Raw genomic sequence first — 12,595 nt, forward strand, 5'->3', positions numbered from 1 at the left:
AAAATTACTTGACTTATTTTATGAAAATCGATAATGTTAAGTTTAAAAATAAAGTACTACCAGGCGATACCTTATTCTTTAAATGTGATTTGTTATCACCAATCAGAAGAGGTATTTGTCATATGCAAGCGTATGCCTATGCAAATGGTAAATTAGTTACAGAAGCCGAATTAATGGCGCAAATAGTTAAAGTGAAATAGTAAAAACAAAGCAATTAGAATTTAGAATTAGTTAAAATTACATAAAAGACTAATCACTAATCACTAATTACTAATAACTAAAAGATATATGAATCAACCATTAGCTTATGTGCACCCAGGTGCCAAAATAGCAAGAAACGTAGTAATTGATCCTTTTACTACTATTCATAACAATGTTGAAATAGGAGAAGGAACTTGGATTGGTTCAAATGTAACCATAATGGAAGGGGCACGTATTGGTAAAAATTGCAATATTTTTCCAGGAGCTGTAATCTCAGCGGTTCCACAAGATTTAAAATTTGGTGGTGAAGACTCATTAGCTGTTATTGGCGATAATACAACTGTAAGAGAATGTGTAACAATTAATAGAGGAACAGTAGCCTCAGGTCAAACGGTAATTGGTAAAAATTGTTTGATTATGGCAACTGCTCACATTGCACATGATTGTCATATTGGTGATAATGCAATTATCGTAAATGGTGTTGCTTTAGCTGGACACGTTACGGTTGGTAATTTTGCTATCATAGGAGGTTTAGCAGCAGTACACCAATTTATTTCTATTGGAGACCATGCTATGATTTCTGGCGGTTCTTTGGTTCGTAAAGATGTTCCTCCTTACACAAAAGCTGCAAAAGAACCACTTTCATATGTAGGAATCAATTCTGTTGGTTTAAGAAGAAGAGGTTTTACAACTGAAAAAATTAGAGAGATTCAGGATATATATAGAATTTTATATCAAAAAAACTACAATACTTCTCAAGCAGTAAGTATTATTGAAGCTGAAATGGAGGCAACTCCAGAACGCGATGAAATTCTAGATTTCATCAAAAATTCTTCTCGAGGAATCATGAAAGGTTATACAAGTTCAATTTAAGATTTAAAAATTAGTTAATAAACATCAAATACAAACAAAATGGCAAGTACATCAGATATTAGAAACGGATTATGTATCAAATACAATAACGATATTTATAAAATCATCGAGTTTCTTCACGTTAAACCAGGTAAAGGACCAGCTTTCGTAAGAACAAAATTAAAATCGTTAACAAACGGAAAAGTATTAGATAACACATTTTCTGCTGGACACAAAATTGATGAAGTACGTGTTGAAACACATACATTTCAATATTTATATGCTGAAGGGGATCAATTTCACTTCATGAATAACGAATCATTTGAGCAAATTACATTAGACAAAAAAGTATTAGATGCTCCAGATTTATTAAAAGAAGGAACTAATGTAATGATTCAAATCAACGCTGAAACAGAAGCGCCTTTATCAGTAGATATGCCAGCTTCTATCGTTTTAGAAGTGACTTATGCTGAGCCAGGAGTTAAAGGAAATACAGCTACTAATGCTACAAAACCTGCAACTGTTGAAACAGGAGCTACAGTAAACGTTCCGTTGTTTATCAATGAAGGTGATAAAATCAAAATTGATACAGCAACTGGAAACTACATGGAAAGAGTAAAAGAATAATTAAAAGTAAAAAGTGAAGAGTAATTAGTAATTAACCAAAGAACTAATTACTCTTTTTATTTTACTTATCACTAATTGCTATCCATTAATCAATATTAAATGAAATTTCCAAAAGTTTATCCTCTAAAAGATATTGCCCAAATTATCAATTGTAATTTTGTGGGTGATGCTGATTTTCCTGTTCACGGTATGAATGAAATTCATGTGGTGGAGCCAGGAGATATTGTATTTGTAGATCATCCTAAATATTATGACAAAGCACTTCAATCGGCTGCAACTATTATTTTAATTAATAAAGAAGTGGCATGTCCAGAAGGAAAAGCGTTGTTGATTTCTGATGATCCTTTTAGAGATTTTAATAAACTTACGAAACATTTCAGACCTTTTCAAGCATCAAATAGTGCTATTTCTGATTCTGCTAAAATAGGAGAAGGAACGGTTATTCAACCCAATTGTTTCATTGGACACAATGTTCAAATTGGTAAAAATTGTTTGATTCATGCCAATGTTACGATTTACGATAACACCGTAATTGGTGATAACGTAATGATTCATGCCGGAACCATTTTAGGAGCTGATGCTTTCTATTATAAAAAACGTCCAGAAGGTTTTGACCAATTGTTATCAGGTGGGCGAGTAGTTATTGAAGATAATGTGGGAATAGGAGCTTTATGTACGATTGATAAAGGAGTTACAGGCGATACTACTATTGGAGCTGGAACTAAAATAGACAATCAAGTGCATGTAGGTCACGATACTGTAATTGGTAAAAAATGTTTGATTGCTTCACAAACTGGAATTGCAGGTTGTGTGGTTATCGAAGATGAAGTTACCCTTTGGGGACAAGTTGGAACTACAAGCGGAGTTACTATTGGTTCAAAAGCTGTTGTTATGGGACAAACCGGAGTTACCAAATCAATTGAAGGAGGAAAAACATATTTTGGAACTCCAATTGAAGAATCTCGTGAGAAATTAAAACAATTGGCCAACGTAAAACGTATTCCAGAAATTATTGAAAAATTAAAACAAAATGACAAATAAAGAAAAAATCGAATTTTTGTATAAAGAAGACGGTATTCGAAATGAAGTTTTTTTAAATGAACTTTTACAAGATGATTTTGTTTTAGATTGGGATAGTTCTCAAGGTAATGTTAAGATGAATAAACAGGATATTGTTAATCTAGCAAATGAGCTGAAACAAAATTATGTTGATTCTTATATGGAAATTTCACATATTATCGAGGAAAACAATCAATTTGTAGTGAAATACAATCATAAAGTTACTACTATAGAAAATCCAAAAGAGTTTATTCTTATTGCAAAATTTGTTGTTATTTGGGAATTTGACGGCAATAAAATTGTAAAAGGATACCAAATTAGCAAACCTAACTAAAAAAATACTATTAAAATTTCGTGATTAATTGGTAAAAAACTTACTTTTGCATCACAAATTTAAAAAAAATTTAATTCATATATCATGAGCGTTTTAGTAAATAAAAATTCAAAAATAATTGTTCAAGGATTTACAGGTAGCGAAGGAACTTTCCACGCTTCACAAATGATTGAATACGGAACAAATGTTGTAGGTGGTGTAACTCCAGGAAAAGGAGGAACTATGCATTTAGACCGTCCTGTTTTCAACACAGTTAAAGATGCTGTTGAAAAAGCAGGAGCAGATACTTCAATTATCTTCGTTCCGCCTGCATTTGCTGCGGATGCAATTATGGAAGCTGCTGAGGCTGGTATCAAAGTAATCATTTGTATTACTGAAGGTATTCCAGTTGCAGATATGATTAAAGCGTATGATTATATTAAAGGAAAAGATTGCCGTTTAGTTGGTCCTAACTGTCCTGGTGTAATTACTCCAGAAGAAGCTAAAGTAGGTATTATGCCTGGTTTCGTTTTCAAAAAAGGAACAGTTGGTATCGTATCTAAATCAGGTACTTTAACATATGAAGCTGCTGACCAAGTTGTAAAACAAGGTTTAGGAATTACTACAGCTATCGGAATTGGTGGTGACCCAATTATTGGAACAACTACTAAAGAAGCGGTTGAATTATTAATGAATGACCCAGAAACTGAAATTATCATCATGATTGGTGAAATCGGAGGTCAATTAGAAGCTGATGCTGCTCGTTGGATTAAAGCTGATGGTAACCGTAAACCAGTTGTTGGATTCATCGCTGGAGAAACGGCTCCAAAAGGAAGAACAATGGGTCACGCAGGTGCAATCGTAGGTGGTGCTGATGATACAGCAGAAGCTAAAAAACGTATCATGAGAGAAAACGGAATTCATGTTGTAGATTCTCCAGCTGAAATTGGTAAAAAAGTAAAAGAAGTTTTAGGATAAGATATTAATTATTTTAAAAAAAATACCTGACTAAATTTAGTCAGGTATTTTTTTTAAAATAATATTAATCAAATTTATATCTAATTCCTAATGCAATATCGGGTCCAAAACCATCTCTAAAATCAGAATAATCTCCACCAAAGTAAATTTCAGGTCTGAAATCTAACGAAAGTTGAATAGGAGCTTCACTAAAATTATATTCGATGCCTATGTCACCTGCAGCTAATATAAAACTACCATTATCTTTTACTCCAGAGTTATTGTAATTCCAACTACCTATACCTGCACCCGCACCAGCATACCAATTAAAACCTCCATCAATATTCCATACCCATTGATAAAGTCCCACTAATTTAAAAGCATCAACATCTTTACTGTTTCTCCATCCTAAATCAAATTCTAAACGATTATTAGAACCAATACCTCTTTGATAAGAAATTTCGCCTCCAAATCCATCATTATCACCTAAACGTAATCCTAACGCATTTTTTGAAATATCCTGCGCTTGGGTGCTAAATGCTAATCCTAGTAGCATAAAAGCAGATAAAATAACTTTTTTCATAATAATAAAAATTTTTACAAATATAGCTAAATTTTTACAAATTTCATGCCGTTTTTGTTTTACAGGCACAAATACACTAATAATATAATTCAATAAAGATATTATGTCTACCAAAATTACAATATTTTATTTTTTATTGTTCTATCACTATCAAGCATGATAAAGAAAATTAAAATATCATTACATTTGTTATTCGAATAAATAATTTATCAATACAAATGGCAGGAAATACTTTTGGAAAATTATTACAACTAACCACTTTTGGAGAATCTCACGGAGAAGCATTAGGGGGAATTTTGGATGGATGTCCTGCAGGAATTACTTTAAATCTTGAGTTTATTAAACAAGAGATGCAAAGAAGAAAACCAGGTCAATCTGCAATTGTTACCCAACGAAAAGAAGAGGATGATGTCCAAATATTATCTGGGATTTTTGAAGGAAAAACTACTGGCACTCCAATAGGATTTCTAATTTCAAACACCAATCAAAAGTCAGATGATTATTCACATATTAAAGACTCATATCGACCAAGCCACGCGGATTATGTTTACAAACAAAAATACGGGATTCGCGATTATCGTGGTGGAGGACGAAGTTCTGCTAGAGAAACAGTTAGTAGAGTAGTAGGTGGTGCTATTGCAAAGCAAATAATTCCAGAAATCAAAATTAATGCATTTGTTTCTTCTGTTGGTGAAATTTTTATTGACAAACCTTACCAAGATTTAGATTTCACAAAAATTGAAACTAATGTGGTTCGTTGTCCAGATGAAATCACTGCTGAAAAAATGGAAAGTTACATTAAAACTATAAAAAAACAAGGTGATACAGTTGGAGGAACTATTACTTGTGTAATACAAAATGTTCCAATTGGCTTAGGAGAACCTGTTTTTGATAAATTGCATGCCGAATTAGGAAAAGCTATGTTATCAATTAATGCAGTAAAAGGATTTGAATTTGGAAGTGGTTTTTGTGGCGCTAAAATGAAAGGTAGTGAACACAATGATTCTTTTAATCCAGATGGAACTACAAAAAGTAATTTATCAGGAGGAATACAAGGTGGTATTTCAAACGGAATGGATATTTATTTTAGAGTTGCCTTTAAACCTGTGGCAACTTTATTACAAGTCCAAGAAGTATTAACTAATGAAGGTGAAATTATTGAACAAAAAGGAAAAGGGCGCCATGATCCATGTGTCGTTCCAAGAGCAGTTCCTATTGTAGAAGCTATGGCCGCTTTAGTTATTGCAGATTACTATTTACAAAACAAAGTATATTTATAAAAAAAACGACCAAACTACTGGTCGTTTTTTTTCTTTTTATCACTATTCATCATTAACATAACAGCTCCAACTAAACCTAAGATTACTAATAAAAAAACAATGATCATTATAAAAGCTCCATTGCTGTGAGAATAAAGTGGTAATAATAAATTTGCCATAATTATAAAGGTTAGAATTTATACAAAAGTAAACTTAACCATTTATTTATTACCTGATAATTATCATGTAAATCTATTCTAAAAACTTGGCTTTTAATTCAGGTGTAGGAATCATACAGACTTCTTTTTTACCATACCATTTGTAGCGATTTCTTGCTACATAATCGTAAATAAAATCTCGAATTTCTGAAGGTAACAAAGTAAAAATAGAAGCTAAAGTAAAGATTCCACTCAATCCTTTTGCTATTTCTAAAGCGGCTGTAGACTTGTAATAATATGAGATTCCAGGCTCATACAATACAATACTATCTGTGTTAATTGGATTAATTCCTATATGGTTTAATATTTTTTGTCCTAATTCTGATTGCAATGCTACAAATCGGAAAATATCTTTTTTATCATGCTTGATTACATATTGAACAGACGAATCGCATAAATTACATACGCCATCAAATAATATGATTTTTTTATCTTTAGGTAAGTCTTCTATATTCATATATCAATGTCAAGTTCAAATTCAATGTCAATTTCAAATAAAAAATTGGAAAAAATATTAAACAGGTTGTACGTATTCCAATTGTTCTAAACTTACTTTTGAAGTAAAAATGCCATAGTTTACAGTAGCTTTCGATTTTTCAATAGCGTCAATTGTACCAATTGCTTTACCATCTTTCATTCGTACTCGGTCTCCGACTTTTAGAATTACTTTTGGTTTATTTTCTTCTTCAATTTTAGCTTTGATTTTCTTTTCTTTTTTTACGGTGCGAATTTCTTCTACCTTAACTTTTACTTCTTCTTCTACTTTTTTCTGAATGACTTCTTTAACTTTCTTTTCTTTAGCTGAAAGTTTTCTACGTTTCGAATTTTCAATTTCCACCATTTTCAAAAACTCACCAATTAACGCTTTTTTGTCTTTGTTATTGAAGTAACTCTCGGAAATATCATCAATTTTTTGTCCAATGTAAATTAAACGCTGATTTGCATCATATAATTCTTGATAGCGCTCTAATTTGTCTTGAATTTTCGCATTGATGGTTTCCATTTTTTTGCTTTCCTCACGCGCTTTTGCTTCTTCTTCTTTTAATGTTAAAGAGGTTTTCTCTAATTTGGAACGCTCTTTTTGAAGGGTTGCAATGGTTTTGTCAAAACGTACTTTTCCACCTTCAATTTTCTTTTTGGCGCGATTAATTAATCCGTAAGGAATACCATTTTTTTGTGCAACTTCAAATGTAAACGAACTTCCTGCCTGACCTAATATCAATTTATACATTGGTTCTAATGATTTCTCATCAAACATCATGTTGGCATTGGTAGCAAAAGGTAATTCGTTAGCTAATATTTTTAAATTGCTGTAATGTGTTGTAATTATTCCGAAAGCCTCGCGAGCATAGAATTCTTCTAAAAAGGTTTCCGCTAAAGCACCTCCCAATTCAGGGTCAGAACCCGTTCCAAATTCATCAATTAAGAATAAGGTTTTAGCGTTACATTTCTTTAAGAAATAGTTCATGTTCTTCAAACGGTAGCTATAGGTACTTAGATGATTTTCAATGGATTGATTGTCTCCAATATCTGTTAAAATTCTGTCGAATAAAAACGTTTCGCTCCGTTCGTGAACTGGAATTAATATCCCACTTTGTAACATCAATTGTAGTAATCCTACGGTTTTCAAAGAAATAGTTTTTCCACCAGCATTAGGACCTGAAATTACAATAATGCGACTTTCGTTATGTAATTCGATGGTTTGCGGATAGGTAACGGCTTTCTTTTCCTTGTTGTTTAAATACAAAATAGGGTGGTAGGCTTCTCGGAAAAACATGCGCTTTTCTTCGATTATATTCGGTAGAATTCCGTTGATTTTATTGGCATATTTTGCTTTAGCAGCAATTACATCAACATCACTTAAAAAGTCTTGATAAGCCGCAATCGTTTCGGTAAATGGACGAATTTCATTCGTTAAGCGTTTTAAAATTCTCATGATTTCTTCACGCTCTTCGTATTCTAAATTGTTGAGTTCTCGAGAATAGCGTTGGGCTGCTTCGGGTTCGATGTAAGCAATACTTCCTGTTTTAGAACTTCCTAAAATGGAGCCTTTTACTTTTCTTCGATACATCGCTAAAACCGCTAAAACTCTGCGATTTTCAACTACCGTTTCTTTGATATCATCTAAATAACCAAGCGAATTATACTGACTCAATGCCATACCAAAGCTTTGGTTAATTTTACCTCGAACTAGATTTATATTTCTTCTAATGTCCACTAAATCAGGAGAAGCGTTGTCTTTTATGATTCCGAATTTATCAACTACTTCGTCGATACGTTGGATAATCAATTTTACAATATCAATTTGAGACGCTTTTTGGTATAAATTTGGATAATAATCTTCGAACTTCTTTAAAAATTGAATCAACGTAATCGCAGTTTCTGATAGATTAGCAATCTTTTTGAAACTACCTACTTCTAAGAAACTATCTTCGATAGCTAGAAATTTTAACTCATAGTTGATGTTTTCAAATCCGTGATTTGGAATGGCGTTATTGTTTGAAAACGAAGATAAATATTCAGAAGTTTGCTTTAAGTTAATTAGCAATTCTTTTTTATTTTTAAATGGCGTTATAGCCATCGCTTTTTCTTCACCAATATCAGTGTTGCAACGAGTAGCAATAGTTTCTAAAACCGTATTAAATTCTAAATCTTGTAATGTTTTTTCTGTAATCGAAATCATTTTTCTTTTTCTGGTAGGTCAAAGTTACAAAGTAATGAATCCATATTGCAACAGAAATTTATATTTTTGGTAAAAATTATAAAATGTTTATTAAAAACGAGAGTTGGGAAGCGCTATTATCGACTGAATTTCAGAAGCCTTATTTCTTAGAATTAATGCAACAAATGGAGCATGAATATGCTACTACAACTTGTTTTCCTCCAAAAGAATTGATTTTTTCTGCATTTGAGCAATTTGATTTTCAAGATACAAGAGTAGTGATTATTGGACAAGATCCGTATCATGGAACAGGTGAGGCGAATGGTTTGTGTTTTTCGGTAAATGATGGTGTGGCAATTCCACCTTCGTTGAAAAATATTTTTACAGAAATTAATAGGGAATACGATAGAATTCTTTTCCCAACATCAGGAAATTTAGAGCGTTGGGCCAAGCAAGGCGTTTTGTTGTTAAATGCGGGTTTAACAGTAAGAAAAGACGAAGCTAACAGTCACAAACATTTAAAGTGGAATCTTTTTACGGATGCCGTGATTGATTTAATAAACGAACAATCGGAAAACGTGGTGTTTTTGTTATGGGGGAGTTTTGCTCAGAAAAAAGGAAAGCTCATTGACAGAGAAAAACATTTGGTTTTAGAAAGCGGACATCCATCACCTTTAAGTGCCAATAGAGGCATGTGGTTTGGAAACAATCATTTTAAATTGACGAATGAATATTTAAAAGTAAATGCTAAGATTGAGATAGAATGGTAAAATAATTACTTATTTAACAGCTATCATCGAAATTTCTATATTGACATTTTTAGGTAAACAAGCTACTTGAACGGTTTCTCTTGCAGGAGCGGTATCTTCACTAAAATAGCTTCCATAAACAGAATTGATTCTGGAGAAATCGTCCATATTTATAATGAAAATACTGGTTTTAATCACATTTTCAAAAGTCATACCAGCAGCAGCTAAAACAGCTTTCATGTTTTCCATTACTTGTTTGGTTTCGGTTTCGATATCGTCTAAAACCAATTCCATTGTTGCTGGATTTAAAGCAATTTGTCCAGAAGTATATAAGGTATTTTCAACCAATACAGCTTGATTATAAGGTCCAATTGGTGCTGGTGCTTTATCTGTATATATAATTTTTTTCATATTAATTAGATTATTTTTTATCTAAATACTCTGTCTGGTAATTGACGTTTTTCATATTTAATATCACTAAATATAGAGGAAGAAATACCAATAAAAAATCCCCAATATGTATTTGTTCCAAAAGGAACCCAATTGAAACTCATTCTCCAACTTTCTAAATCTCGCTCAAATCGTAATTGAGTAAATGTTACTCCTTTTTGTTTAAAATCATATCCTGAAGAAAATCCTACTTTCCATCTTGGTGCTAATTCAATGTTACCAGAAGCCATTAAAGAATGCGATTGGATTTCATTTTGTCTGTTTGTGTTGTTGTATGTTACAGAATATGCAAATCGTAAATCCCATGGAATTTTGTAACTAAACCATTCTAATTTCTCTTGGCTTTTATCTTTATCTTTGTCGAATAGACTTTGTCTAGAATCACTTAAATCAACTGATTTTCCAAATAAATCATCACCCGTTCCACCATTTTGAATATTTTGTTGACTCTCTTTACTTTTAGGTCCAAAATCACTACTTGAAAAATTATAGTTTATTGTCATATTTGCACGAGGAATTCTCAATAAGCTTCCTCCATTATCGATATTCAATTTATCAATTCGTCTTCCAGAGTTATCAATAGCAAAAGCATCTAAAATTGCTGCAAAATTAAGATTCATTTTTTGTTTAAATAATTGTGTACCACCAGATAATGAAATTTCAGACCATTTTAATGAATCAGCAGCAATGTCATAACGAACTCCTAAATTTAAATTGTTTAAAAGCATTACTTTTTTAGTTTCTTCTTTAGTACTTTTATCATCTCTTACTTTTGCTTCAAAAGTATTGCTTAAAGAAAAATTCATACTATTAGAAAAATTATTTGCAGGAGCACCAAAAATACCGCCTTCAAATTTTGTATAATCACCAAAGTTTACACCCGTTGCATCTAATGCATATTTTTCAAAATATTGATTAAAATTTGGTGTATAACCATACCCTATATTGGGACGCATTACATGTCGGATGGCTTGTATTTTTTTATCTTCACCAAAATTAAATGTACCATAAATTGTTGTTCCTATTCCGGCATTAAAATTATATGTTCTAAAACTTTCAAAACCATTGACATTAGTTGTTTCTACTTTATTTTCAAGAGAGTTATACTTTTTTCTAATAGTATTCATTACCCATGTTTCGTTATATGTTGTACTTGCGGTAACACTGAAATACTTAAAAATTTTGAAATTAGTACTTACAGGAATTGTATGTTGAAAACCTGATTTAGCATCTTTAAACATTTGAGAAGTGAAAAACAAAGAGTCATTTGTTTGAATTCTATTTTCTCCCCTTAAATTATATTGAAAATTAATATTTTTAATAATTCCTTTTTTAATTCCGTCTTTTGAAGCAAAGGGGAATACACGATCAACACTAGCTTGAAATGTGGGTAGTGTCATGTTTATCACTTCTGTATTCGTATTTTGTGAATGCGTTGCAGAAATAGACATGTTAACCTGTGGAACAGAATTAAATGTTTTTGAAAATGAAACCGATGAACTTAAATTATTATTCAACCTTGACCCAACATTATTCATGTTTACAGATTGTCTAAAATATTGACTACTTCCCAAATTTACAGAAGCAGAGAATCTTGAATTAGGAGATGCTTTTGCATCTTGTGCGTGCGACCATTGAATATTATATTGTTTTGATTTTAGATAATCTGGAAACCCTTTTTCACTAACAATATTATTTTCAAATCTAAAGTTTAATCTACCATTGAAATTATAGCGCTTTACATAATTGCTTTCTAATCTCAAACCGTAACTTCCATTAGTGTAGTAATCTCCTAAGACAGCTAAATCATAATGATCACTTAAGGCAAAATAATAACCCCCATTCTGAAGAAAATAGCCCTGTCTATTATTTTGACCTGGTGTTGGCATTATAAAACCAGATGTATTTTTTTCTGACATAGGGAAATAAGCAAAAGGAAGACCAATAGGAGTAGGAACATCCATAATAACCATATTTGTTAAACCTGCAACAACTTTTTTCTTAGGAACAAATTTAACTTTTCTAACAAGGAAGTAATATTCTGGTTCATCTATGTTTTTTGAAGTTGTCATACGTGCATTCTTCATAAAATAGACAGAATCATTTTCTTTCTTAGAAATTTCAGCTTTAATATAAAGTTCATCTTGTTTCGTTCTTGAATTCCATACCTTGGCTCTTTTAGATTTGGTATGAAATATTATAGAGTCAGGTTCAATTATGCTTTGTCCTTGTTTAAATACGGGTCTTTGATAATAATTTCCAGCGGAGTCTTTTAATCTACCTGCATAGACTAAATTTTTCTCATAATCCAAAACAATTCTACCGGCTTTCAATTCAAAATCAGTGTAGTATATTTCAGCTTCATCATGAAGTGTTACCGTTTTTTTCTTTTGATCTAGTTTTTCATATACCTTTGCTTTCATATTAACCACACCATCTAAGAAGGGCTTTTTCTTTTTTATGGTGTCGATTTTAGTTGAATCTTTAACTTTTTCAAACTCAGATTTAGTTAAAGTAACTGTATTTGTCGTAGGATTTTTTTGCGAAAAAACAAAAGTTGTTCCTAATGTTAGAAAAATTACTGAAAAAACGATATGAATTAACTTGTTGTGCAATGCTTTTAATAGTATTTTTGTAAAAATTTGGCTCACTTTTTGAAGTGTCA

General features: G+C 31.6%; 13 protein-coding genes and 1 pseudogene. 8 read left to right on the forward strand and 6 right to left on the reverse strand.

Features of this window, described 5'->3' with window-relative positions:
• The 6 genes and pseudogenes from Q0075_RS00825 to sucD all read left to right on the forward strand — a co-directional run.
• A pseudogene (locus Q0075_RS00825) lies at positions 1-200 on the forward strand (UDP-3-O-[3-hydroxymyristoyl] N-acetylglucosamine deacetylase); the annotation flags it as partial.
• A gap of 88 nt (positions 201-288) precedes the next feature.
• On the forward strand, positions 289-1,074 hold the full coding sequence (gene lpxA, locus Q0075_RS00830) for an acyl-ACP--UDP-N-acetylglucosamine O-acyltransferase (protein ID WP_231841674.1): 786 nt from the start codon (positions 289-291) through the stop codon (positions 1,072-1,074).
• 39 nt (positions 1,075-1,113) lie between these two features.
• The gene (gene efp / locus Q0075_RS00835) at positions 1,114-1,680 is read left to right on the forward strand and encodes an elongation factor P (RefSeq protein WP_026725820.1); all 567 of its coding nucleotides are present in this window, start codon (positions 1,114-1,116) and stop codon (positions 1,678-1,680) included.
• A 99-nt stretch (positions 1,681-1,779) separates the two neighbouring features.
• A complete protein-coding gene (locus Q0075_RS00840) occupies positions 1,780-2,721 on the forward strand; it encodes a UDP-3-O-(3-hydroxymyristoyl)glucosamine N-acyltransferase (protein WP_297867862.1) in 942 nt (313 codons plus the stop codon).
• A complete protein-coding gene (locus Q0075_RS00845; protein ID WP_291109437.1) occupies positions 2,711-3,073 on the forward strand; it encodes a nuclear transport factor 2 family protein in 363 nt (120 codons plus the stop codon). Before Q0075_RS00840 ends, Q0075_RS00845 begins: the two co-directional genes overlap by 11 nt.
• 84 nt (positions 3,074-3,157) lie before the next feature.
• Positions 3,158-4,030 carry a succinate--CoA ligase subunit alpha gene (gene sucD / locus Q0075_RS00850; RefSeq protein WP_073584625.1) on the forward strand — a complete coding sequence of 291 codons (873 nt, stop codon included), beginning with the start codon at positions 3,158-3,160 and terminating at the stop codon, positions 4,028-4,030.
• 64 nt (positions 4,031-4,094) lie between these two features.
• Here the strand turns inward: sucD and Q0075_RS00855 are convergent, their stop codons facing one another.
• Entirely contained in the window at positions 4,095-4,592 is a 498-nt protein-coding gene (locus tag Q0075_RS00855; protein ID WP_297867863.1) for a hypothetical protein, read from the reverse strand.
• Positions 4,593-4,810: 218 nt separating this feature from the next.
• On the opposite strand from Q0075_RS00855, the gene aroC reads away from it, so the two are divergent.
• Positions 4,811-5,872, forward strand: a complete 1,062-nt coding sequence (gene aroC / locus Q0075_RS00860) for a chorismate synthase (RefSeq protein WP_297867864.1) — start codon at positions 4,811-4,813, stop codon at positions 5,870-5,872.
• Between the two features lie 14 nt (positions 5,873-5,886).
• Here the strand turns inward: aroC and Q0075_RS00865 are convergent, their stop codons facing one another.
• The 3 genes from Q0075_RS00865 to Q0075_RS00875 all read right to left on the reverse strand — a co-directional run bounded on the left by Q0075_RS00865 (position 5,887) and on the right by Q0075_RS00875 (position 8,752).
• Entirely contained in the window at positions 5,887-6,030 is a 144-nt protein-coding gene (locus Q0075_RS00865; protein ID WP_297867865.1) for a hypothetical protein, read from the reverse strand.
• A 73-nt stretch (positions 6,031-6,103) separates the two neighbouring features.
• Positions 6,104-6,526 carry a thiol-disulfide oxidoreductase DCC family protein gene (locus Q0075_RS00870; protein WP_297867866.1) on the reverse strand — a complete coding sequence of 141 codons (423 nt, stop codon included), beginning with the start codon at positions 6,524-6,526 and terminating at the stop codon, positions 6,104-6,106.
• A 57-nt stretch (positions 6,527-6,583) separates the two neighbouring features.
• A complete protein-coding gene (locus tag Q0075_RS00875) occupies positions 6,584-8,752 on the reverse strand; it encodes a DNA mismatch repair protein MutS (RefSeq protein ID WP_297867867.1) in 2,169 nt (722 codons plus the stop codon).
• 83 nt (positions 8,753-8,835) lie between these two features.
• Between Q0075_RS00875 and ung the strand changes: the two genes are divergently transcribed.
• Entirely contained in the window at positions 8,836-9,501 is a 666-nt protein-coding gene (gene ung / locus Q0075_RS00880; RefSeq protein ID WP_297867868.1) for a uracil-DNA glycosylase, read from the forward strand.
• A gap of 9 nt (positions 9,502-9,510) precedes the next feature.
• On the opposite strand, the gene Q0075_RS00885 is transcribed toward ung, so the two are convergent.
• Both Q0075_RS00885 and Q0075_RS00890 read right to left on the reverse strand, forming a co-directional pair.
• A complete protein-coding gene (locus Q0075_RS00885) occupies positions 9,511-9,891 on the reverse strand; it encodes a RidA family protein (protein WP_297867869.1) in 381 nt (126 codons plus the stop codon).
• Positions 9,892-9,908: 17 nt separating this feature from the next.
• Entirely contained in the window at positions 9,909-12,581 is a 2,673-nt protein-coding gene (locus Q0075_RS00890; protein ID WP_297867870.1) for a putative LPS assembly protein LptD, read from the reverse strand.
• Between the last annotated feature and the right edge of the window lie 14 nt (positions 12,582-12,595).

The organism is uncultured Flavobacterium sp. (assembly GCF_937967675.1).
In the GTDB taxonomy this organism is placed as follows: Bacteria; Bacteroidota; Bacteroidia; order Flavobacteriales; family Flavobacteriaceae; genus Flavobacterium.